This window comes from Thalassobaculum sp. OXR-137 (assembly GCF_034377285.1).
Classification (GTDB): domain Bacteria; phylum Pseudomonadota; class Alphaproteobacteria; order Thalassobaculales; family Thalassobaculaceae; genus Thalassobaculum.
Genome location: NZ_CP139715.1, coordinates 2,869,973 through 2,891,073, shown reverse-complemented (window position 1 = coordinate 2,891,073; position 21,101 = coordinate 2,869,973). Strand labels below are relative to the sequence as shown.

The window sequence follows — 21,101 nt, the reverse complement described above, 5'->3', positions numbered from 1 at the left end:
GGCGACATGGCAATTCCCAGCTACGCGGGTCCCCTGGAGCGGGTCTGGTATTACGTGTACCGGCTCATCTGTGCGGCGATCTTCTTCTTCCTGATCATCCCGATCCTCGTGATCATTCCGCTGTCCTTCAACGCGGAGCCATATTTCACGTTCACGCCGGAAATGCTGCGGTTCGAGGCGGAGGCCTTCTCGCTGCGCTGGTACGCCGACATCGTGAACAACGAGCAGTGGCTGCACTCGATCAAGAACAGCTTCATCATCGGCATCGCCTCGACCCTGGTCGCCACCTCCCTCGGCACCCTGGCCGCTCTCGGCCTGTCGCGGGCGGAGCTGCCGGCCAAGAGCCTGCTGATGGGCATCCTGATCTCGCCGATGATCGTGCCGCTGATCATCACCGCGGCGGCCATGTTCTTCTTCTACTCGGCCCCGTTCGGCTCCGATTTCGCCCTGGCCCAGACCTATACCGGCGTCATCCTCGCCCACGCCGCGCTCGGCACGCCCTTCGTGGTCATCACCGTGACCGCCACCCTGGTCGGGTTCGACAAGAACCTGATCCGGGCGTCCAACAGCATGGGCGCGGACATGCCGACCACCTTCTTCAAGGTGATCATGCCGCTGATCCTGCCGGGGGTGATCTCCGGCGCCCTGTTCGCCTTCGTCACCTCGTTCGACGAGGTGGTCGTGGTGCTGTTCATGGCCGGGTTCGAGCAGCGCACCATCCCACGGCAGATGTGGGCCGGTATCCGCGAACAGATCAGCCCGACGATTCTCGCCGTGGCGACCCTGCTGATCATCATCTCCACCATGCTGCTGGCGACCATCGAGCTGCTGCGCCGGCGCAACGAGAGGATGCGGGGCGTCACCTACTGAAGGCGTTTTCGCGAATCATTCGCAACAAGCCACTGGACTTTTCCACGCGGACGCATCATATCAGTGACGAACCGCCACGCCTGGAGGCAGGGGCATGTACCGCGACAATTCTCTCGTTCCCAAGGAAGCCATCCGTCTCGCCGCGCTCGGCCTGCTGGCGGAGGGCGACAAGGTCTATAGCGACCTGTCCGCCGAGGTTCGCGAGTTCGCGGCCCGCATCGTCGGCCCGTCCCTCGACCTGCTCGGCACCTCGATCGAGCTGCTGAAATTCGAGGGCCTGATCGAGGCGGTGCCCGGCAAGGGATCCGGCGACAGCGCCCTGCTCCGTCTCAGCGACGAGGGCCGCGAGGCGCTGACCGGCTACCTGACGTCACCGCTGCGCCCGGGCGTGTCCGACCTGAACAAGCTGGTCCTCGCCCTCAAGCTGCGGTTCATCGATCAACTCGACACCGAGGGCCGCGACGAGCAGCTCCATTCGCTCGAGGTCATGTACCAGGGCGAGCGGGCGCGTCTGGCCGATCTGGCCGCCCATGAGGAATGGGGCGGCGGCCTGCTGGACGACTGGCTGGGCCACGAGATCGACCAGATCGACCGCCGCATCGAATGGGTGCGCGGGCTGCGCGGCTGACCCGCGCTACCGCCCGCTGAAGAGCAGGCGCAGGCCCAGCAGGCCGAAGGCGCCGGCAAACCCGTATCTCAGCACCTTCATCACCGACGGCTGCGCCAGGACATAGGTCCTGGCCGCCGACGCGCACAGCCCGTAGACGGCGAACACCGCGAAGGTCATCGCCATGAACACCGATCCCAGGGCGAGGATCGACAGCGCCGGCATCGCCGCGTCCGCCGGCAGGAACAGCGGCAGGAACGCCAGGAAGAACAGGGTCAGCTTCGGGTTCAACAGGTTGAGCAGGATGCCGCTCAGGACAATGCGATGGGCCGGCCTCCCCTCCTGCTCCGACGTCACCTCCAGCGCCCCGCCGTCCCGCAGAATCCCCCAGGCCATGTAGAACAGATAGGCCACACCCAGCAGCTTCACCGCCTGGAACGCCAGCGCGCTGGAATGCAGCAGGGCGGCGAGCCCCACCGCGCAGGCGATCAGGTGCGGCACGATCCCCAACGTGCAGCCGAAGGCGGCGATCAGGCTCGCCCGGCTGCCGCGCCCGAGCCCGTGGGCCAGGGTATAGATCACCCCGGTGCCCGGCATCACGCACACCGCCAGAGAGGTCAGCAGATATTCCGGCGCGAGGGCCGGGGCCAAGGCGGCAGTGACTGTCTCGTCGATCACGCGGTCTCTCCTTTCGGCAGTATCGAATGCCGTCAGAAGAGCGGAGCGTGGCCCATGGGGTCTTGAACGAAGTTGCAGGCGCGGCGTTCAGGCCGCCGCGTAGGCGCCCGGCGGATAGCCGAAGCTGCGGGTGAACAGCCGCGTCATGTGGCTCTGGTCGGCGAAGCCGCTCGCCGCCGCCGCCTCGGCCAGCGGCAGGCCGTCGCGGATATGCCGGCGGGCCAGCTCGATCCGCCGCCGCAGGAGATAGGCATGGGGCGTCAACCCGGTTGCCCGCGCGACGCCGCGCACGATCTGGAACCGGCTGAGCCCCGCCACGGCGGCAAGGTCCCCCAGGCAGAGAGGTGCGGCCGGATCGTCGTCCATCAGCTCCAGCACCCGGCGGAGCCCACCATCCGGTGCCGGCTCGCGGACCCGGACACCGAGCAGCGGCGCCAGCACCAGGAGGCTGCGCTCCTCGCTCTCCAGGGTCTCGCCCCGGAACGCCGCCCGGTGGAGCGCGGCGATCATGGCCTTGACCCGAGCGGCGACCCGCGGGTCGGTCACCACCGGTGCAGTGAATTCGCAGACGGTTCCAGCGCCGTCGTCCAGTCCCTCGGCCAGGGCGGCCATGCGGCGCGGGTCGACATACAGCATCGACCAGCGGCGCCCGCCGCCGACCGGCGCCCCGTCATGCACCTCGCCCGGATTCACGGTGATCACGTCGCCCGCCTCGGCCTCCACCTGACCGCGGCCGCTGGCGGAGATCTGCGCGCCGTCGAGGATCACGCCGACGCCGAACTGATCGTGGCAGTGTTTGGGAAAGCTGCGGTCGCTATCGGCCAGGACCGCGTCGACCCCGTCGATCACGCCGCGGCGGATGGTGACGGTGCCGCGTCCCATCGCCTGCCCTACTCCGCCGCCTCGGTCTTGCCGGCCGATGCGTTCAGCGCCTGGCGGATGAACCCGGCGATCCAGGCGCCCATGGCGTCGTGGTCGAGCGGCTTCTCCAGTGATTTCTTGCCGGCGGCGAAGACCTCCGCCCCGACCCGCTGCTCGCGCAAGTCGAGCAGGCGGTTCACGATGGGAACGGTCATCTCCGGGTGGCCCTGGAAGGTCAGGATCCGGTCGCCTATCCGCAGCATGGCGTTCGGGCAGAACTCAGTTCCGGCCAGCACCACCGCGCCCTCCGGCGCCTCGACCACCTGGTCCTGGTGGCTGACCACCACGTTGGGCCGGTCCGGTCCGCCCTCCATCCAGGCTTCGCGCTTCAGCAGCGGATGGGTGTGCACGCCCATGCCCCAGCCCTTCTCCGACTTCACCACCTTGCCGCCCAGCGCCTGGGCGATGAGCTGGTGGCCGAAGCAGCCGCCGATCAGCACCTTGCCGGCGGCCGCGGCCTCGCGCACGAACCGCTCGGCCTGGCGGATCCAGTCGAGATCCTCGTAGACACCATGCGGGCTGCCGGTGAAGAGGTAGACGTCGTGATCCTCCGGCGAGGCGGGAAACGTCCCCTCGATGATCATCGAGCCGGTGATCTCCGCCTCCGGGAGATGCGGGGCGAGAAGGCGGCGGAACATTTCCAGATACGGGTCCAGCACATCGGCCAGGTCCGGCCCGACATGGGCGCATACCATCACGCAGATCCGCATCTCGGCTCTCCTCAGAGGATGTGCTGGCCGCCGGTCACGAAGATCTCGGTGCCGGAGACATACTCGCTGTCGTCGCTGCACAGGTAGTAGATGGCACCGGCCACGTCCTTGGGCTGGCCCAGCCGCTGCAGCGGGATGCGCGGGATCAGCACCTCGGTTTCCGGCGACAGCATGGCGGTCTCGATCTCGCCCGGCGCCACCGCGTTCACCCGCACGCCCAACTCGGCGAACTCGTTCGCCATCTCCCGGGTCAGCGCCGACAGGGCCGCCTTGGAGGTGGAATAGGCCGATCCGGCGAAGGGATGGATCTCGTGGCCGGCGATGGAGGTGATGTTGACGATCGCCCCCTTTCCCTTGTGCAGGGAGCCGGCGAAGCCGCGCGCCAGCTTCAGCGGCGCGAAGAAGTTGACCTCGAACACCCGGTGCCAGGCCTCTAGATCGCCGTTCAGAACCCCGAGACGTTCCTTGAACGAGGATTTCGGCGACCAGCCGGCATTGTTCACCAGCGCGTGCAGCGGCCGGTCGCCCAGCCACTCGTTCGCCTCGTCGATGAAGGCGTCCAGGCTCTTGGGATCGGACAGGTCGGCGGAGATGTGCCAGGCCCGGTCGGGGTCGCGCAGGCACTCGGCCGGCGGCGCGTCGCGCGAGCAGGTGAGAAGCCGCCAACCGCGGCGCACGAAGATCTGGACGGTGGCGTGGCCGATACCCCGGCTCGCCCCGGTGAGCAGCATGAGCTTTGAGTCGTCTGACATGGGCGGGAGCCTAGACCCAACGGTGGAAGGCGTCACGTCCCTAGAGGGGGTGCAAAGCCAATTCGCACGGGTTCAGGAACCGCGACGGGGAGCGGGCCGTTCCCCGACGATGCGCCACCCGCCGCGAAAGGACACCCCTTGCAGGATCTCTTGCCGACCCTAGACCAACTCGCCGGCAGCGACACCGCCATGTACGCCGAACGGCTGGGCCTCGCCCTGCTGCTGGGCATGGTCATCGGGGTGGACCGGGAGCTGCGCCGCAAGCCCGCCGGCCTGCGCTCCCACATGCTGGTCTCGCTCGCGTCGGCGGCGTTCGCGCTGATCGCGCTGGAACTCGTGGATTCCGTCAGTGCCTGGGACGACCATGTGCGGATCGACCCGACCCGTGTGCTGGAGGCCGTGGTGACCGGCATCGCCTTCCTCGGCGCCGGCGCCATCATCCGCAACAAGGGCGAGGTGGAAGGCATCACCACCGGCGCCAGCCTGTGGCTCACCGGCGCTTTGGGCGTGGCCTGCGGCGTCGGCGAACTCTATCTGGCCGGCATGACCGCCATCCTCGGCGTGATCGTGCTGGTCGTCATCGGTTTCATGGAGCGGCGCGCCGAGCGGCGCAGGGAGTCGGCGGACGGCGGCTGAACCTCGCAGCCGCCGCGGCGCCGCGGGGGTCAGCGGACGCTGACCACCCGGAAGGTGTGCTGCTCGCCGTCGTGCTCGGTGATCGAGACGTACTCGCCCTCGACGAAGTGGTGACGGTCGAACTTGAAGATCATGTCGTCCTCCTCGTCCTCCTCATGGGTCACGCCGTCGTAGTGGAACAGCCACCGGTTGCCACGGGCATGGACCAGATGGCCGGTCTCGTCAGCCGCGCCGTCCCAGAACCGCCTGAACGTGCAGTCGCCCCGCACCTTCGACCAGGCCTTCTGATCGAGCGAACCGTCCGCCGTTAGCGGTGCCTTGAACTCGTAGCCACGGGAGGCGCTGCCCTCTGGAAACTCGGGTCCGCGCGCCAATTCCAGGCGAATGGTTCGCACACTCATTCCGGTCGTTCCTCCACAATTTTCGTTGTTATCGGGCCAGCATCATGGGCACCGAACCGTCGGTCAAGGCGTCGTCGGTCACGCCGCCCATCACGAATTCCCGCACCCGGCTGTGGCTGTATGCCCCGATCAGGATCAGGTCGGCCTTCTGTTTGCCGGCCTCGACCTCCAGGGTCGCGGCCACGCCGGCCTTGTCCATCTCGGCCTTCACCGCCTCGGCCTTCACGCCGTTCGCCCGCAGGGTATCGGCCAGGGCCTCGGGATCGGCACTCACATCGCCGTCATCGACGGTGACGACCACGACCTTGTCGGCCCTGGTCAGCAGCGGCATGGACATGGACACCGCCCGCGCCGCCTCGGCCGAGCCGTTCCAGGCCACCAGGATCACGGTGGCGATGCTCTCCAGCTCCGCGTCGGGGACGACGATCACAGGCCGGCCGGCCTCCATCACCGCCACTTCCAGCAGGGCCGAGCGGTCGGGGCTGACGTCCCGCGGCGCTCGGCCGCAGACCACCACGTCGCTCACCCGCTCGGCGGCGACTTCGACGCCCGGCACCGGTCCGACCAGCTCGCCGAAGGCGGCGCTCAGCCCGGTCGCGCCCGGTGCCGCGCCCACATTGGCGCCGGCTGCGGTCGCCCACTCGTCGAAGGTCTTCTTCGCCTTGGCCGCCAGTTCCTTGGAGCCCTTCTCGGCGGCGCTCATGACCTCGTCGATCATCGCCGCACCGAAGCCCTCGCCGACGATCGGCAGCACGTCGCGCGGATCCCGGCGCAGCACGCGCGCATCGACAAATCCGCCGGACGATCCGAGCAGCTTTCCCGCCGCGTCCAGGGCGGCGCGGTCGCCGAGTTCACCAAGCAGCGGAACGAAGATCCGTTTCATATCTTGCCTCCATGGCCGGAAGTCGATCGGGCGGTCGCCCTCTCGTATGTGGAGGCTAGGTCAGGCTATGCAAACGAACCTTGATGCAGATCAACCGACAGCACCGCCGTTTCGGGTGTCACGGGAACAGGCGCTGAAGGCTCCAGGGCTGGCCTTCCGCCTGGCGGGTGAAGACGAACCGGTCGTGCAGCCGGAACGCCCCGTCGTGCCAGAACTCGATGCGCAGCGGCGAGAGACGGTAGCCCGACCAGTACGGCGGACGGGGCACGGACTCGCCCGGATACTCGCCGCTGAAACGCTCCACCGACTGCATCAGGGTCGCGCGGTCGGCGAGCGGGCGCGACTGCTGCGAGGCCCAGGCGCCGATCCGGCTGTTGCGCGGACGGCTGTCGTAATAGGCGTCGGCCTCGGCCGCGGTCACCGGCGTGACGGCCCCTTCGAACCGCACCTGGCGGCGCAGGGACTTCCAGTGGAACAGCAGGGCGGCGAACGGGTTCACCGCGAGCTGCAGGCCCTTCTGGCTCTCGGTGTTGGTGTAGAAGACGACGCCGGACTCGTCGTAGTCCTTCATCAGCACGATCCGGGCGGAGGGACGCCCGTCGGACCCGGCGGTCGCCAGGGTCATCGCGTTGGCGTCGTTGACCTCGCTGGCCTCCGCGTCGGCGAACCACAGCCGGAACTGCTCGAACGGATCGTCCGTCTGCGGTTCGAAAATGGCCTTGTCGTCAGTCATCGTCGGATCCCCTCGGTACCGGTGCCTGGGCTTTCAATATGGCGAGACCGGCGCCATATCCAGCGCCGAATACTCCAAACCGTTTCCATCGCGGTGGAATATTGCCGTTCAAAAATCAGTTGAGGGAACCGACGGATTATCGCGGCCGTTACGTTCGTAGCTGCGAGTTTCGCGATCTCCGCTGCCGGTGGGCCTCCTGCCCCGGCGGCGGATGGGGTATTCAGGGGAATCAAGTCCGCGCCCTCGGGCCGGGCTCATGTGAAAGGTAAGAAGATCATGTTCCGCAAGACCGCTATCGTCTCCGCCGTCGCCCTCAGCCTCGGCCTCGCCGCCTGCGCGGATACCGGCGCCAAGCAGACCGGCGGTGCCGTCCTCGGCGGCCTCGGCGGCGCCGTGGCCGGTTCCCAGTTCGGCCAGGGCAAGGGCCAGCTCGCCGCCGTCGCCGCCGGCACCCTGCTCGGCGCGCTGCTCGGCAGCGAGGTCGGCAAGTCGCTGGATCGCGCCGACAAGGCAGCGCTGGCCTCGACCACCCAGAACACCCTGGAGAACCAGCCGAGCGGCAGCAGCTCGACCTGGAGCAACCCCGATTCGGGCAATTACGGCACGGTCACCCCGACCCGCACCTACCAGACCAACAGCGGTCAGTACTGCCGCGAGTACTCGCAGACGATCAATGTCGGCGGGCGCACGGAAGAAGCCTTCGGCACCGCCTGCCGCCAGCCGGACGGCTCCTGGAAGGTGATGAACTGAGGACGGTCTTCCGACCCTCTTTACAAAGTCTTGATCCGGGACGACCTCTGATCGGACACTCACGCTTCCAGTGTCCCGATGAGGTATCCACTGCAATGGAACGGCGAGCCGCCGCGTTCCCTATCAAGTCGCTCTCTCATCCGCCGGCCGGAGCCGGCGGATGAGCGATCCGTATAAGGTACTGGGCGTCAGCCAGACGGCCACCCAGGACGAGGTGAAGGCCGCCTATCGCAAGCTGGCGAAGAAATACCATCCGGACCTGAACCAGGGCGACGAAGCCGTCGCCCGCAAGTTCCAGGAAGTCAGCTCCGCCTACGACCTCCTGGGCGATCCCACCAAGCGCAAGAAATACGACCGCGGCGAGATCGACCCCGAGGGCCGCGAGCGGCGGGGACGCGGCAGTTTCTGGTCCAAGGGCTGGAAGGCGCGCAGCGGCCATCCCGGCGCCGGGAGTTCAGGGCGCAGCAGCACCTTCGATTTCGACGACACCTTCGACGACGCCAACGGCGACCCGATCGAGGAGATCCTGAAGCAGTGGCGCGCCGGACGCGGCGGTGCGGCGGGCGGCCCGTCGCCCGGCGACACCGGCAGCCGCAGCGCGCCGCGGCGCAACTCCCAGGACCTGCGCTACCGGCTGAAGGTGCCGTTCATCGAGGCCGTGGCCGGTATCAAGAAGCGGGTGACGCTGAGCGACGGTAAGGTGGTGAACCTGACGATCCCGCCGGCGACCGAGGACGGCACCGTGCTGCGGCTGAAGGGCCAGGGCAAGCCGGGCAGCGGGGCCCTGCCCGCCGGCGACGCGTATCTGGAACTCAATGTCGAGCCGCACGCCCATTTCACGCGCGACGGCGACGATATCCTGCTGGACCTGCCGATCACCCTGCAGGAGGCCATCCTGGGCGGCAGCGTGACGGTGCCGACGGTGCACGGTTCGGTGTCGCTGAAGATCCCGAAGGGATCGAACGGCGGCAAGCGGATGCGGCTGCGCGGCAAGGGGGTACCGGCCAAGGGCGACGGCGAACCCGGCGACCAGTACGTCACCCTGCGCATCGTCCTGCCGGACAATCCCGACGGCGACCTGATCCAGTTCATCGAGAAGTGGGGTGCCACCCACGCCTACAACCCGCGCAAGTCGCTGGGCTGAGGTCCGACGGTCACGCCCTGACGGTCACTCCGCCGAGGCGGCTCCCCCATTGCGCGGCGCTTCAGTACCCGGCAGGACGGTGATCACCCCCTTGGCCTTCCATTCGGGCGCCCGCTCGCGGATCGATTGGTCGATGACCTCCGACAACGGCACGCTGAGCAGGCGGTCTTCGGCATCGGCGAGATCGCGCAGCAGCGACGGCACCGGCCCGAGCCGGCCGTCGAGCACCCGGGTCATCATCTTGTTCTGCTCGCGCTCGCGCACCAGGCCGAGGGTGACGCCCAGGTCGCGGGCGAGATCCGCCACCGTCGCGTGGCGGAGATCCCGGGTCAGGCTGTAATTGTCCTCGTCGGTGGCGGCGACATAGCCGGCCGCGCGCAGGGATTCGATCACCGCGTCGCGCGCATCCAGCGGCAGGGCGTCGGCGAGGGTTTCGGAATCCACCGTCCCGCCGGTCCGGGCCTTGGCCGAGATCACCGCGATCAGCGCCACCGCCGCCTCGAGCCGCAGGGCGGGCGACAGGGTCGCCGTCACCCCCGGCACCCGCGAGCGCCACCATTCCGGAAACGAGGCGGCGAAGACCGCGCCGAACAGCACGATGGTCCAGGCCATGTAGAGCCAGATCAGGAAGATCGGCACCACCGCCACCGCGCCGTAGATCGTCTGGTAGGTCGGGAACGAGGTCAGGTACCAGCGGAAGCCCCATTTCAGCAGTTCCAGCGCGATCCCACTCACCGCGCCGCCGATCAGGGCGTCGCGCAGCCGCACATGGCGCGCCGGCACCAGCATGAACATGACCGTGAAGGCGGCGGTCTGGATCAGCGCCGCGAACAGCCGTTTAAAGATGCCGAGATTGCTCGTCAGGTCGATCGGCACGACGTCGGCGCCGTGCCAGGCCAAGCGCTGGATGGCGACGAAGGCGTCCGAGGTCATCGAGAAGCTGGCGGCGAGCAGCAGCGGCCCCAGGGTCAGCATGGTCCAGAAGATCAGCAGCCGGGAGACGAGCGGCCGGTTGCGCTGCACCCGCCAGATCCGGTTGAACGTCGCCTCGATCATCGCCAGCAACAGCACCGCCGACACGCCCAGCGCCACCACGCCGACCGCGGTCAGGTTGGTGGTGTTCTGGGTGAAATCGGCGATGTACCTGCGGACCTCGTAGCCCACTTCCGGCACCAGGTTCTCGAACAGCATCGCCTCGAACCGGTCCTGGATCGTCTCGAAGGCCGGGAAGGCCGAGAAGATGGCGAAGGCGATGGCCAGCAGCGGCACCAGGGCCAGCAGCGACGTGTAGGTCAGCGCCCCGGCGGACTGGGCGCCCTGATCGGCGTAGAACCGGCGCACCGCGTAATACACGTAGTTGCCGATATCGATCGCGATTCGCTTGGCACGGTGGACCTTCCAGTAGTCCATCCGGCTGGAGGAGGTCTTCTTGTCCGGTGATTCCATGGGGTCATCCTAGCACGAGACCGGCCTCGGCGCGCTTGCTTGCGGGTGAGGATCGTTGGTGTAGGATGCGTCACCGCATGCTGATTGGCGATATCGAGGACTTAATGACTAAAGATCCCCGCATTATGGCGGGCAAGCGCGGCCTGATCATGGGCGTGGCCAACGACCGTTCGATCGCCTGGGGCATTGCAAAGGCGGCCGCCGACCAAGGTGCCGAGCTTGCCTTCACCTATATGGGCGAAGCGTTGGAAAAGCGGGTGCGTCCGCTGGCCGATCAGGTCGGCAGCACCCTGGTGGAGGCGTGCGACGTCAACGACGACGCCAGCGTCGACCGGGTGTTCAGCCGCATCTCCGAGACCTGGGGCAGCCTGGACTTTCTCGTGCACGCGATCGCGTATTCCGACAAGGACGAGCTCAAGGGCAAGTACCTGGACACCTCGCGCGACAATTTCCGGCGCACGATGGATATCTCCTGCTACTCGTTCACCTCGGTCGCCAAGCGCGCCGCGCCGCTGATGAAGGCGGGCGGCAGCCTGCTGACCCTGACCTACTACGGCGCCGAGCGGGTGATGCCGCACTACAACGTCATGGGCGTGGCCAAGGCGGCGCTGGAGGCCAGCATCCGCTACCTCGCCGTCGACATGGGCGATCAGGGCGTGCGGGTGAACGGCCTGTCCGCCGGGCCGATGAAGACGCTGGCCGCCTCGGGCATCGGCGATTTCCGCTATATCCTGAAGTGGAACCAGTACAACTCGCCGCTGCGCCGCAACGTGACGCTGGAGGATGTCGGCGGCGCCGGCGTCTACCTGCTGTCCGACCTGTCGACCGGCGTGACCGGCGAGGTGCACCACGTGGATTGCGGCTACAACATCGTCGGCATGAAGGCGGTGGACGCGCCCGACATCTCCGTCGTCTGACCGGGATCGGGGGCATAGACCATGGCCAGCAATAGTTTCGGCCAGATCTTCCGGGTCACCACCTGGGGCGAGAGCCACGGGCCCGCGATCGGCTGCGTGATCGACGGGGTGCCGCCGCGCATCCCGCTGACCGAGGCTGACATCCAACACGACCTGGACCGCCGCAAGCCCGGCCAGTCGCGCCACACCACCCAGCGCCGCGAGCCGGACGAGGTGGAGATCCTGTCCGGCGTGTTCGAGGGCCAGACCACCGGCACGCCGCTGTCGCTGGTGATCCACAACCAGGACCAGCGCTCCAAGGATTACGGCGAGATCAAGGACCGGTATCGGCCAGGCCACGCCGACTACACCTACGACGCCAAGTACGGCATCCGCGACTATCGCGGCGGCGGGCGCTCCTCGGCGCGCGAGACCGCCATGCGGGTGGCCGCCGGTGCGGTCGCCAAGAAGATCCTGGCCCGCCGGCTGGGCAATGCCTTTTCCGTGCGCGGCGCCCTGGTGCAGATCGGCCCGCATGGCATCGACCGGTCGCGCTGGGACTGGGCCGAGGTGAACAACAACCCTCTGTTCTGCCCCGACCCGGTCGCCGCCGGCGAGTGGGAGACGTTCCTCGACGGCGTGCGCAAGGCCGGATCCTCCGCCGGTGCCGTGATCGAGACCGTGGCCACCGGCATTCCGGCCGGCCTGGGCGAACCGGTCTACGGCAAGCTCGACACCGACCTGGCGGCGGCGATGATGAGCATCAACGCGGTCAAGGGCGTGGAAATAGGCGACGGCTTCGCCGCCGCGTCGATCCCGGGACACGAGGCGTCCGACGAAATGCGGATGCAGGACGGCAAGCCGGTCTTCACCTCCAACCATGCCGGCGGCATCCTGGGCGGCATCTCCAGCGGCCAGGACGTGGTGGTGCGCTTCGTGGTGAAGCCGACCTCCTCCATCCTGAGCCCCCGCGCCTCCATCGACCGCTTCGGCAAGGAAGTGGAGGTGGTGACCAAGGGCCGTCACGACCCCTGCGTCGGCATCCGCGCGGTGCCGGTTGGCGAGGCGATGATGGCCTGCGTCCTGCTCGACCACCTGATGCGCCACGAAGCCCAGGTCGGGCCGATCGGGTGAGCCGGCCGCCGCCGCGCGCCGCATTCGACAGGCCCGGCCCACCGACCTAGACTTCCGCCCTTGCTTCCGTCACCGGTCGAGACCCCATGCGTCGTTTCTTCGTCGGATTTTTCGCCACAATCGGCGTCCTCTGCCTTGTCCTGCTGATCGGCGCGGTGGCGGCCGGGTTCTGGGTCGCCGACGGGTTCCGCACGCCGGACCCGCTGCCCAAGCGGATGGTCCTGCAGCTCGATTTCGGCGGGCCGATCGACGAGTCGCCGCTGCTGCCGGAGCTGGCCGGGCTGCTGAACGAGGACGCGCCGCTGTCGATGATCGACTATGTCGACGCGCTCGACCGGGCGGCGGCCGACGATCGGGTGACCGGGCTGTTCGCCGACCTCTCCAACCTTTCCCTCGGGCTCGCCCAGGCGCAGGAGCTGCGGGCCGCCGTGTTCCGCTTCCGCAGCGCCGGCAAGACCGCCATCGCCTTCGCCGACAGTTTCGAGAGCGGGGAGAACGGCCCCTACTACCTCGCCAGCGCTTTCGACCGGATCTGGCTGCAACCGTCGGGCCTGCTGGGGCTGACCGGGCTGCAGCTCGAGTTTCCCTATGCCGCCGGGCTGCTGGACAAGCTCGGCCTGCGCGCAGAGTTCGAGCAGCGCTACGAGTACAAGGGCGCTGCCGGCGCGGTCACCGAGGACCATATGCCCCGCCCGGTGCGCGAGAACATGACCCGGGTGGCGGAATCCCTGTTCGGCCAGGTGATCAGCGGCATCGCCACCGCCCGTCGCCTGGGCGGCGGCTCGGTGCAGGCGGTGATCGACCGCGGCCCGCTGCTGGCGGCGGAGTCCGTGACCAACGGCCTGGTCGACAGCCTCGGCTACCGCGAGCAGGCACGCGCCATGCTGGAGGGTGAGAGCGTCGGCGTCGGCCGCTATCTCGACGGCGCCGGCCGACCCTACGAGAGCGGCACCCGCATCGCGCTGGTGCATCTGGACGGCGCCATCGTGCGCGGCGACAGCCAGGGTCTGCTGGACCGGGACAACGCGGCCTCCGGCCCGATCGTCGCCGCCCTGGACGACGTCCGCACCGACCCAGACGTCAAGGCACTGATCCTGCGGGTCTCCTCCCCCGGCGGCAGCTACGTCGCCTCCGACACCATCCGCCACGCCGTGGAGCGGGTGCGCGAGAGCGGCCGGCCGGTGATCGTCAGCTTCGCCGATGTCGCCGCCTCGGGCGGCTATTTCGCCGCCCTGTCGGCCGACCACATCATCGCACATCCGGGCACCCTGACCGGGTCCATCGGCACCCTCGGCGGCAAGATCAGCGCCGAACAGCTGCTGCGCGAGTGGGACGTGAACATCGGCCGCATCAGCATCGGCGCGAATGCCGGCATGTTCTCGCCGACCGAGCCGTTCACCGACGGTCAGCGCGACCGGCTGCGCCGGCTGCTGGACGCGGTCTATGCCGACTTCACCGCCCGGGTGGCCGCCGCCCGCCGGCTGTCCAGCGACGAGATCGACGCCCTGGCCCGCGGCCGAGTCTGGACCGGCGAGGACGCGAGACGCGTCGGCCTGGTCGACGCGGTCGGCGGCTATGCCGAGGCCATGCAGCTCGCCCGCAACGCCGCCGGCATCGCCCCGGACGCGCCGGTGGAGCGGATCCGGTTCCCGCAGGAGGAGGAGCCCTGGGAGCGGCTGATCGAGCTGGTGCGCGACCGCGACATCATGGCGTCGATCCATCTCATTGCCGGCCTCGCCCGCCATGCCCATATCCTGGGAGAGCGGCTCGATGCCGCCGGCGTGTACCTAAGCGGCGCCGGCGGACGTATCCAGACCCGCGCGCCCGGTCTCGTGATACAATAGCGATCGGGGACGATACGGACCGGCCGATGCCGGTCCATGGAGAGAGACCGACATGACCCGCACTTCCTTCGCTGCAGCCCTGCTCGCGCTTGCGATCGCCGGGGCGCCCGTGCTCTCGGCCCCGGCCTCCGCGGAGACCAGTTCCACCACGGAACGCAAGGAAGAGCAGAAGCAGCGCGACAAGGAACACAAGCAGTTCAACCGCGAGATCCAGTACCGCCGGGTCGTCGGCCCCAACGTGCTGCCGATCGGCCCGTTCTCGATCTCGGTCTTCGTAAAGGGCCAGCCGCTTGAGGCGCGTCTGCGGGTGGCCATCGAGGCCAAGGACGTGCAGGCCAAGACCGCCCTGGATGCCCAGAAATGGGCGGTGAACGGCATCGTCTACCCGCTGGCGGTCAAGCTCTACGAACAGGGCCGGCCGAACCGCGAGCAGATCGAACTGTTCAAGATGGAAGCCCAGACCCAGCTCTCCGAGCGCTATCCCGACGTGATCCAGGGCGTCTATATCGAGTCGCTGTTCTAGAGCGCGATCGGTTCGGCTCGATCAGAACCGTGAATCGCCCGCTAACCTATTCAAGATAGAGCCCATCACCGGCCCAGCGCGACGATGTCGCAGAACGGGGAATGGCGGGAGACGACCTGTTCGTCAGCCCGCTCCAGGATATCCGCCTGGGCGGTCTGGAAGCCCTGGCGTTGGAGCAGACGGACCACTTCGACGATGTAGTCGGTGTCCGAGCGCAGCTCCCCCTCCTCCAGCAGCGCCCGGCACAGGGTGGTGCCGAACTCGGTCAGGCGGATGCAGGACAGCACGAGCTGCTTGCCCGGCTGGGCATGGGTGATGCGCAGCGCCTTGTCGGCATAGAGCAGGTTGGTGGAGAACCGGTCCTCGCGCTGACTCTGGAACACCCGGTTCAGGTCCCGGTTGGTGCGGATCAGCCCATACTCCTCCAGCAGCAGCATGTCGTCGGAGGTCACGTCCTTGCCCTCGAAGAAGGACGGCTCCAGGCGGACCACGAAATTGTTCACCGCGAAGGCGGAAAGCCGGCGGAAGATCGCCAGGATCGTCTTGGACAGCCCGGGAAGGCGGACCAGCACGCCGCAGGGAACGGCACCCGGCCGACGGACTTCCTGAACCAACAGGCGCGCCCACAGGCGGGCGAATTCCGGATCCGCCGTGTCGGCAGCATGGGTGAAGAAGGCAGCGGCCCAGTCCTGGTCGGGGATCCCCTCGGCCACGTCCTCGGGCAGCAGACGCAGGGCGCGCTGCAGGATCGCCTCGATGTTGCGCTGCCGCCGGCACTCCACGTGATCCAGCCGCTCTGAGATCCGGCTGGCGAGACTGCCGTCGCCGGCCGCCTCGCTGCGGTGGAGCTGAAGGCCGCGCACCCAGTCGCGCTGCGCGGCCCCCAGGGCGGCGACCACCATCTCGTTGAGCCGGGCGAGCGCCGGTGCCGTGGACGGACCCGCCGGTTTCGGCAGGCCGAGCGGCCGCGCCGCACCCTCGGGTTCGGGAGCGCTGGGGCCGGCCTGGGTACCGACAAACGGGCCGGCCGGAGGCTGGTCGCCACCGCGTGTGCTCATGGTCACCTCTCCCGCCTTGGGGCCGCCGATCCCCCTATCCGGGAAATGCTATCACAGACGGCGTGCGGAAATCAGGAACTCGATATTGCCTTCCGGCCCGGTGATCGGCGACTGCACGATGCCGTCGATCGACCATCCACCGATCCCGTCGAGCCAGGCCCGGATGTCGTCGCAGACCGCCGCATGCACCTCCGGGTCGCGCACCACGCCCCCCTTGCCGACCTGCCCGCGACCGGCCTCGAACTGCGGCTTGATCAGCGCCACCAGCCGTCCGCCTGTCTTGACCATCGCGATCGCCGCCGGCAGCACCGTCTTCAGCGAGATGAAGCTGGCATCGCAGACCACCATATCCGCCGGCTCGGGCACGTGCTCGCCGCTGAGGTGCCGCGCGTTGGTCTTCTCCAGCACGATCACCCGGTCGTCGTTGCGCAGCCTCCAGGCGAGCTGGCCGTGGCCGACATCGACCGCATAGACCTTGGCCGCCCCGCCCTGGATCAGCACGTCGGTGAAACCGCCGGTGGACGCACCCACGTCGATGGCGACCGCGCCGGCCGGGTCGATGGCGAAATGCTCCAGCGCATGGGCGAGCTTCAGGCCGCCGCGCGAGACCCAGGGGTGATCCTGGCCGCGCACCTCCAGGGCGATATCCTCGGCCACCTGCTGGCCGGCCTTCTCCATCTTGCGCTCGCCGGAGAACACCTTGCCGGCCATCACCAGGGCCTGGGCGCGGGTCCGGGACTCCACCAGGCCCCGGTCCACGAGAAGCTGATCGAGGCGCCGTTTCATCGAAGGCTTACCGCTGTATCTGTCATGCGCCTCACCTTACAGATCCGAGGCGCCGGAGCCAGTCCGTCGATGCTGCAAGGCGCCGCCTGCCCCAAGTCATCCAGAACCGGTCACGGCTCCGCCGCGTTGCCTCCGTAACTGTATCGAGCAACGCGCGCGGGAGGATCTGGGCGATCGCCGATCGGAAGGACACATCCAGGCCCGGCCGGTTCGGCGGGTTCGTAGCCGGAGCGGCGCTGCCGCTGCTCGGCCTTGCTCTGCTGGCGGCGGCGCTCTACGGCATCCTCCAGCGCTTTCCGCTGCCCGGCGAGCACCTGCCGTTCAAACCCCTCGACCTGGAACGCCCGATCGGCCTGGCGACGGGGATGCAGCTCGCCGACCTGAAGAGCGACCCCGACCAGTGCCTGGCGATCCTCAACGCCTCGGCCCTGGAAGTCCGGGCGATCCCGGAGCGCAAGACAGGCGAGTTCTGCGGTTTCAGCAATGCCGTGCAGATCCTGCAATCGACCGTGCCCTATTCCGGCCCGGTGCGGCTGACCTGCCCGATGGCCGCCGGCCTGTATCTCTGGGAACGCGAGGTCGTCGCTCCGGCGGCGGAGAAACACCTGGGCAGCCCGGTGGTGCGGCTCGATCATCTGGGCACCTATTCCTGCCGGCGCATCGGCGGCGGCCCCACCGGCAGGCCGAGCGAGCACGCCACCGCCAATGCTATCGACATCGCCGGATTCCGGCTCGAGGACGGACGGCGGGTGACGGTGCTCGCCGACTGGTCCGGCGGCAGCGCGGCGGAGAAGGCCTTTCTGCGCGACGTGCGCGACGGCGCCTGCGACCTGTTCCGGGTGGTGCTGGGACCGGAGTACAACGCGGCGCACCGGGATCACTTCCATTTCGACATGGGCCGATTCGGGGTCTGCCGCTGACCGGGGCTGGAGCCGCGGGCGGCTTTCGGCGCGGCGTCCAGACCCGACGCCCCGGCATCGGCATTCTTATCTAGACTGCAGACCGAACGCTGGCGCGCGGACCCTCTTTCGAAAAATCCATCGCCCGAAGGGAGCAGGACCATCGACGACCCGACGGAACCGGGCATATCCGCGGCAGTCTCAGGAGCGCTGGCACGCGCCGCGGTCCCGGCCCTGGCGCTCGTCCTGCTGGTCCTCGCCGGCTGCGGGACCGTGGAGCGGCTCCCGTCACCGAGCCCGCAAGCCGCCGTCGGAGCGCTGGACCTGGAGCGGCCCGTCGGCCCGGCCACCGGGCGCCAGCTGCTCGCCCTCAAACGCGATCCCACCCAGTGTCTGGCCACCCTGACCGCCTCCCGGCTTCAGGTGCGCACCCTGCCGGACCGCCGCAACGGCGCGTATTGCGGCTATTCCGACGTGGTGCAGATCCTGCGCTCGACAGTCCCCTATTCCGGCCCCGTGCATCTGACCTGCCCGATGGCGGCCACCCTCTACCTGTGGGAGCGCGAGATCGTCGGCCCCGCGGCGGTGAAATACCTCGGCAGCCGTCTGGTGCGGATCGACCATATGGGGACCTATTCCTGCCGGCGCAGGCGAGGCGGTTCCAGCAACCGTCCCAGCGAACATGCCACCGCGAACGCCATCGACATCGGAGGTTTCCGGCTCGAGGACGGGCGGCGGATCACGGTGCTGGGGGACTGGAGCCAGGGCACGACCGCCGAACGGGCCTTCCTGCGCGATATCCGGGACGCCGCCTGCGGCCTGTTCCAGGTCGTGCTCAGCCCCGACTACAACGCCGCCCATCGCGACCACTTCCATCTCGACATGGGGGATTGGGGTGTCTGCCGATGAGCCAACCGATCCACCGACGCCAGCGACTGTGATCCTCCGTGCGCGTTAACCGTTTGAAGTCCCGCCCCGCAGCGCCGACAATCGGGCAACCGTCACCATAAGGCGAGACCCATGCTGCAGGACCGATACGGCAATAGCCTCTCCACCAGTTCCACCGCCGCGCGCGACGCCTATGTCGACGGCATCGACCGCTTCCTGGCGGCCCAGTCCGGGGCCGAGGACGCGTTCGAGGCCGCCGTCGCGGCCGATCCCGATTTCGCGCTCGGCCAGATCGGCCTCGCCCGCCTGCGCCAGGGCATGGGCCAGGGCCACGACATCGCCGGTCCCGCCGGCCGGGCGAAGGAGCTCGCCGCCGGGCTCAGCAGGCGCGAGGCGTCCCACGTGAACGCGCTCGGCCTGCTGGTCTCCGGCCAGGGACCCGCCGCCTACAAGGCGATCCGCGCCCATCTGCTCGACCACCCGCGCGACGCCCTGGTCGCCCAGACCTGCACCGGCGTGTTCGGGCTGATCGGCTTCAGCGGCCAGCCGGGGCGGGAGGCGGAACAGCTCGCCTTCACCGCCAGCCTGGCGCCGCATTACGGGGACGACTGGTGGTTCCTGTGCCAGCACGCCTTCTCCCAGGTGGAGGCCGGCCAGACCGGCCCGGCGACGGCGACCATCGAGCGCTCCATGAGCCTCAACCCGAATAACGCCCACGGCGCCCATATCCGCTCCCACGTCTATTACGAGGCCGGCGAGACCGAGGCCGGCTACGGCTACATCACCGACTGGGCGAAGGATTACGACAAGTCGGGGCAGCTCCACTGCCACATCTCCTGGCACATCGCGCTCTGGGCGCTGGAGCAGGGCGACGTGGAGACCATGTGGCGGGTCTACGACGCCGACGTCGCGCCGGCGAGCGGCGGGAGCGCGGGGGCCTGGGGCCCGCCGGTCAACGTGCTGACCGACGCCGCCGCCCTGCTCTACCGCGCCGAGCTGGCGGGCGTGGAGGTGCCGGCGGCGCGCTGGCGGGCGGTCAGCGACTATGCCGGCCGCGTGTTCGCCAATCCGGCCATCGCCTTCGCCGACGTGCATGCGGCGCTGGCCCATGCCATGGCCGGCAACGGCGAGGCGGTGGCGAAGATCGCCGCGGAGGCCAAGGGGCCGGCCGCCGACATCGTGCGCGAGCTGGCCGAGGCCTTCGCCGCGATGACCGCCGGAAACTGGGCCGAGGCCGAGGCGCATCTCGCCCGCACCATGTCGAGCCACGAGCGCATCGGCGGCAGCCGCGCCCAGCGCGACCTGCTGGAATACGCGCTGCTGAACGTGCTGCTGAAGCAGGGCAAGGCGGAGGAGGCCCGGCTCCTGCTCTCCACCCGGCGCCCGCTCAAGGTGGCGAGTGCCGCGGTGAAGGGGTTGAACTGAGCGGGCGGCACCCGCTCTCCTTCCCCGTCATCCCGAAACGAGCTCGGGATGACGGGGGGTGGAAATGAAAAAGGGCGCGCTCCGGTGAGAGCGCGCCCTTCGTTCATCTGAACCCGAAGGCTTTAGACCGTCACTCCGCCGCCTCGTCCATCGGCGGCTCGATGACGCCGGTCTGCGAGGTGATGATGCCGTAATGCTCGATCCGGCGGTGCTTGGCGTAGTTGAACACCGTCTCCTTGCCCATCTTCGCCAGGTCGAGGTCGCAGGCATAGGTGATCAGCTCGTCGCCCAGGGACGACGCGAGCGCCACCATCTCGCCCGAGGGCTGCACGATGCAGGAGCCGCCGATCAGCATGCAGCCGTCCTCGATGCCCGCTTTGGCGGTGCCGATGACGAAGCAGGAGTTCTGATAGGCGCTGGCCTGCATGACGATGTGGTTGTGGAACATCCGCAGGTGGTTCGGCTCCGGCGCCGACGTGTTCACGTCCGGGGTGTTGTAGCCGAGCATGATGACCTCGGCCCCCTTCAGGGACATCACCCGGTAGGTCTCCGGCCAGCGGCGGTCGTTGCAGATCGCCATGCCCATGATGCCGCCCATGGTGCGCCAGACCGGGAAGCCGAGATCGCCCGGCTCGAAATAGCGCTTCTCCAGGTGCTGCCAGGGGCGCTTGCCGTCGTATTCGGAATGGCCCGGCAGGTGCACCTTGCGGTACTTGCCGACGATCTTGCCGGTGTCGTCCACCAGGATCGCGGTGTTGAAGCGGTGGCCGTCCTCGGTCAGCTCGGCATAGCCGAGATAGAAGCCGATGCCGAACTCCTTGGCCTTCTCGAACAGCGGCTTGCACTCCGGCGTCGGCATCTCGCCGCGCTCGTAGTGCATGTCCATCTTGGAGATGTCTTCCTCGTAGTAGCGCGGGAAGAAGGTGGTCAGCGCCAGCTCGGGGAAGACCACGAGATTGACGCCCCGGGACTTCGCCTGCTTCAGCAGCTCGATCATCCGGTTCACCGCGCTCACCCGGCTCTCGTCAGGGGCGATCGGGCCCATCTGGGCGGCTCCGATATTAATGATCCGGCTCATTGCGCTTCGGTCCTCGAAAAATGATATGGTCTGCCCCGC

At 68.5% G+C, this 21,101-nt stretch carries 23 protein-coding genes; 12 read left to right on the top strand and 11 right to left on the bottom strand.

Annotated features, from left to right (window positions below):
- Positions 1-6 precede the first annotated feature (6 nt).
- Positions 7-870, top strand: coding sequence for an ABC transporter permease (locus T8K17_RS13680; protein ID WP_322330290.1), 864 nt, complete (start codon positions 7-9; stop codon positions 868-870).
- Positions 871-964: 94 nt separating this feature from the next.
- The gene (locus tag T8K17_RS13675) at positions 965-1,498 is read left to right on the top strand and encodes a hypothetical protein (RefSeq protein WP_322330289.1); all 534 of its coding nucleotides are present in this window, start codon (positions 965-967) and stop codon (positions 1,496-1,498) included.
- A 6-nt stretch (positions 1,499-1,504) separates the two neighbouring features.
- Here the strand turns inward: T8K17_RS13675 and T8K17_RS13670 are convergent, their stop codons facing one another.
- The 4 genes from T8K17_RS13670 to T8K17_RS13655 all read right to left on the bottom strand — a co-directional run bounded on the left by T8K17_RS13670 (position 1,505) and on the right by T8K17_RS13655 (position 4,538).
- A complete protein-coding gene (locus tag T8K17_RS13670) occupies positions 1,505-2,155 on the bottom strand; it encodes a LysE family translocator (RefSeq protein WP_322330288.1) in 651 nt (216 codons plus the stop codon).
- An 87-nt stretch (positions 2,156-2,242) separates the two neighbouring features.
- A complete protein-coding gene (locus T8K17_RS13665) occupies positions 2,243-3,037 on the bottom strand; it encodes an AraC family transcriptional regulator (protein ID WP_322330287.1) in 795 nt (264 codons plus the stop codon).
- 8 nt (positions 3,038-3,045) lie between these two features.
- Positions 3,046-3,786 carry a glutamine amidotransferase-related protein gene (locus T8K17_RS13660; protein ID WP_322330286.1) on the bottom strand — a complete coding sequence of 247 codons (741 nt, stop codon included), beginning with the start codon at positions 3,784-3,786 and terminating at the stop codon, positions 3,046-3,048.
- A gap of 11 nt (positions 3,787-3,797) precedes the next feature.
- Entirely contained in the window at positions 3,798-4,538 is a 741-nt protein-coding gene (locus T8K17_RS13655) for an SDR family oxidoreductase (protein WP_322330285.1), read from the bottom strand.
- A gap of 138 nt (positions 4,539-4,676) precedes the next feature.
- Here T8K17_RS13655 and T8K17_RS13650 point away from each other — a divergent pair, with 138 nt between their 5' ends.
- Complete coding sequence (locus T8K17_RS13650) at positions 4,677-5,174, top strand: MgtC/SapB family protein (RefSeq protein WP_322330284.1); 498 nt, start codon at positions 4,677-4,679, stop codon at positions 5,172-5,174.
- Between the two features lie 29 nt (positions 5,175-5,203).
- Here T8K17_RS13650 and T8K17_RS13645 read toward each other — a convergent pair whose 3' ends face one another.
- The 3 genes from T8K17_RS13645 to pdxH form a co-directional block, all read right to left on the bottom strand.
- Positions 5,204-5,575, bottom strand: a complete 372-nt coding sequence (locus tag T8K17_RS13645; protein ID WP_322330283.1) for a hypothetical protein — start codon at positions 5,573-5,575, stop codon at positions 5,204-5,206.
- Positions 5,576-5,603: 28 nt separating this feature from the next.
- Complete coding sequence (locus T8K17_RS13640; RefSeq protein ID WP_322330282.1) at positions 5,604-6,458, bottom strand: universal stress protein; 855 nt, start codon at positions 6,456-6,458, stop codon at positions 5,604-5,606.
- Positions 6,459-6,576: 118 nt separating this feature from the next.
- On the bottom strand, positions 6,577-7,191 hold the full coding sequence (gene pdxH, locus T8K17_RS13635; RefSeq protein ID WP_322330281.1) for a pyridoxamine 5'-phosphate oxidase: 615 nt from the start codon (positions 7,189-7,191) through the stop codon (positions 6,577-6,579).
- Positions 7,192-7,467: 276 nt separating this feature from the next.
- Between pdxH and T8K17_RS13630 the strand changes: the two genes are divergently transcribed.
- Entirely contained in the window at positions 7,468-7,941 is a 474-nt protein-coding gene (locus tag T8K17_RS13630; protein WP_322330280.1) for an RT0821/Lpp0805 family surface protein, read from the top strand.
- A gap of 160 nt (positions 7,942-8,101) precedes the next feature.
- Positions 8,102-9,085 (top strand): J domain-containing protein, encoded by a 984-nt coding sequence (locus T8K17_RS13625; RefSeq protein WP_322330279.1) that lies wholly within the window; start codon positions 8,102-8,104, stop codon positions 9,083-9,085.
- 24 nt (positions 9,086-9,109) lie between these two features.
- Here the strand turns inward: T8K17_RS13625 and T8K17_RS13620 are convergent, their stop codons facing one another.
- A complete protein-coding gene (locus T8K17_RS13620; protein ID WP_322330278.1) occupies positions 9,110-10,531 on the bottom strand; it encodes a YihY family inner membrane protein in 1,422 nt (473 codons plus the stop codon).
- 104 nt (positions 10,532-10,635) lie between these two features.
- On the opposite strand from T8K17_RS13620, the gene fabI reads away from it, so the two are divergent.
- The 4 genes from fabI to T8K17_RS13600 all read left to right on the top strand — a co-directional run bounded on the left by fabI (position 10,636) and on the right by T8K17_RS13600 (position 14,928).
- Positions 10,636-11,448 (top strand): enoyl-ACP reductase FabI, encoded by an 813-nt coding sequence (gene fabI / locus T8K17_RS13615; protein WP_322330277.1) that lies wholly within the window; start codon positions 10,636-10,638, stop codon positions 11,446-11,448.
- A gap of 21 nt (positions 11,449-11,469) precedes the next feature.
- Positions 11,470-12,561, top strand: coding sequence for a chorismate synthase (gene aroC / locus T8K17_RS13610; protein WP_322330276.1), 1,092 nt, complete (start codon positions 11,470-11,472; stop codon positions 12,559-12,561).
- A gap of 86 nt (positions 12,562-12,647) precedes the next feature.
- Positions 12,648-14,405 carry a signal peptide peptidase SppA gene (sppA, locus tag T8K17_RS13605; protein WP_322330275.1) on the top strand — a complete coding sequence of 586 codons (1,758 nt, stop codon included), beginning with the start codon at positions 12,648-12,650 and terminating at the stop codon, positions 14,403-14,405.
- Between the two features lie 52 nt (positions 14,406-14,457).
- Entirely contained in the window at positions 14,458-14,928 is a 471-nt protein-coding gene (locus tag T8K17_RS13600) for a hypothetical protein (protein ID WP_322330274.1), read from the top strand.
- 65 nt (positions 14,929-14,993) lie between these two features.
- Here T8K17_RS13600 and T8K17_RS13595 read toward each other — a convergent pair whose 3' ends face one another.
- Positions 14,994-15,986 carry a DUF2806 domain-containing protein gene (locus T8K17_RS13595; protein ID WP_322330273.1) on the bottom strand — a complete coding sequence of 331 codons (993 nt, stop codon included), beginning with the start codon at positions 15,984-15,986 and terminating at the stop codon, positions 14,994-14,996.
- A 51-nt stretch (positions 15,987-16,037) separates the two neighbouring features.
- The gene (locus tag T8K17_RS13590) at positions 16,038-16,772 is read right to left on the bottom strand and encodes a TlyA family RNA methyltransferase (RefSeq protein WP_322330272.1); all 735 of its coding nucleotides are present in this window, start codon (positions 16,770-16,772) and stop codon (positions 16,038-16,040) included.
- 365 nt (positions 16,773-17,137) lie between these two features.
- Here T8K17_RS13590 and T8K17_RS13585 point away from each other — a divergent pair, with 365 nt between their 5' ends.
- From T8K17_RS13585 to T8K17_RS13575, 3 genes are all read left to right on the top strand, one after another.
- Positions 17,138-17,692 (top strand): extensin family protein, encoded by a 555-nt coding sequence (locus T8K17_RS13585; RefSeq protein WP_322330271.1) that lies wholly within the window; start codon positions 17,138-17,140, stop codon positions 17,690-17,692.
- 252 nt (positions 17,693-17,944) lie between these two features.
- Positions 17,945-18,580 carry an extensin family protein gene (locus tag T8K17_RS13580; RefSeq protein ID WP_322330270.1) on the top strand — a complete coding sequence of 212 codons (636 nt, stop codon included), beginning with the start codon at positions 17,945-17,947 and terminating at the stop codon, positions 18,578-18,580.
- Positions 18,581-18,691: 111 nt separating this feature from the next.
- Positions 18,692-19,984: a tetratricopeptide repeat protein gene (locus T8K17_RS13575; protein ID WP_322330269.1), complete on the top strand. Its 1,293-nt coding sequence runs from the start codon at positions 18,692-18,694 to the stop codon at positions 19,982-19,984.
- A 130-nt stretch (positions 19,985-20,114) separates the two neighbouring features.
- Here the strand turns inward: T8K17_RS13575 and T8K17_RS13570 are convergent, their stop codons facing one another.
- A complete protein-coding gene (locus T8K17_RS13570) occupies positions 20,115-21,062 on the bottom strand; it encodes an N-carbamoyl-D-amino-acid hydrolase (protein WP_322330268.1) in 948 nt (315 codons plus the stop codon).
- Positions 21,063-21,101 lie beyond the last annotated feature (39 nt).

Coding starts and splice junctions, on each gene's coding strand:
- T8K17_RS13680 (WP_322330290.1), top strand. CDS start 7: ATGGCAATTCCCAGCTACGCGGGTCCCCTGGAGCGGGTCTGGTATTAC.
- T8K17_RS13675 (WP_322330289.1), top strand. CDS start 965: ATGTACCGCGACAATTCTCTCGTTCCCAAGGAAGCCATCCGTCTCGCC.
- T8K17_RS13665 (WP_322330287.1), bottom strand. CDS start 3,037: ATGGGACGCGGCACCGTCACCATCCGCCGCGGCGTGATCGACGGGGTC.
- T8K17_RS13660 (WP_322330286.1), bottom strand. CDS start 3,786: ATGCGGATCTGCGTGATGGTATGCGCCCATGTCGGGCCGGACCTGGCC.
- T8K17_RS13655 (WP_322330285.1), bottom strand. CDS start 4,538: ATGTCAGACGACTCAAAGCTCATGCTGCTCACCGGGGCGAGCCGGGGT.
- T8K17_RS13645 (WP_322330283.1), bottom strand. CDS start 5,575: ATGAGTGTGCGAACCATTCGCCTGGAATTGGCGCGCGGACCCGAGTTT.
- T8K17_RS13640 (WP_322330282.1), bottom strand. CDS start 6,458: ATGAAACGGATCTTCGTTCCGCTGCTTGGTGAACTCGGCGACCGCGCC.
- pdxH (WP_322330281.1), bottom strand. CDS start 7,191: ATGACTGACGACAAGGCCATTTTCGAACCGCAGACGGACGATCCGTTC.
- T8K17_RS13630 (WP_322330280.1), top strand. CDS start 7,468: ATGTTCCGCAAGACCGCTATCGTCTCCGCCGTCGCCCTCAGCCTCGGC.
- T8K17_RS13625 (WP_322330279.1), top strand. CDS start 8,102: ATGAGCGATCCGTATAAGGTACTGGGCGTCAGCCAGACGGCCACCCAG.
- T8K17_RS13620 (WP_322330278.1), bottom strand. CDS start 10,531: ATGGAATCACCGGACAAGAAGACCTCCTCCAGCCGGATGGACTACTGG.
- fabI (WP_322330277.1), top strand. CDS start 10,636: ATGACTAAAGATCCCCGCATTATGGCGGGCAAGCGCGGCCTGATCATG.
- aroC (WP_322330276.1), top strand. CDS start 11,470: ATGGCCAGCAATAGTTTCGGCCAGATCTTCCGGGTCACCACCTGGGGC.
- sppA (WP_322330275.1), top strand. CDS start 12,648: ATGCGTCGTTTCTTCGTCGGATTTTTCGCCACAATCGGCGTCCTCTGC.
- T8K17_RS13600 (WP_322330274.1), top strand. CDS start 14,458: ATGACCCGCACTTCCTTCGCTGCAGCCCTGCTCGCGCTTGCGATCGCC.
- T8K17_RS13595 (WP_322330273.1), bottom strand. CDS start 15,986: ATGAGCACACGCGGTGGCGACCAGCCTCCGGCCGGCCCGTTTGTCGGT.
- T8K17_RS13590 (WP_322330272.1), bottom strand. CDS start 16,772: ATGAAACGGCGCCTCGATCAGCTTCTCGTGGACCGGGGCCTGGTGGAG.
- T8K17_RS13585 (WP_322330271.1), top strand. CDS start 17,138: ATGCAGCTCGCCGACCTGAAGAGCGACCCCGACCAGTGCCTGGCGATC.
- T8K17_RS13575 (WP_322330269.1), top strand. CDS start 18,692: ATGCTGCAGGACCGATACGGCAATAGCCTCTCCACCAGTTCCACCGCC.
- T8K17_RS13570 (WP_322330268.1), bottom strand. CDS start 21,062: ATGAGCCGGATCATTAATATCGGAGCCGCCCAGATGGGCCCGATCGCC.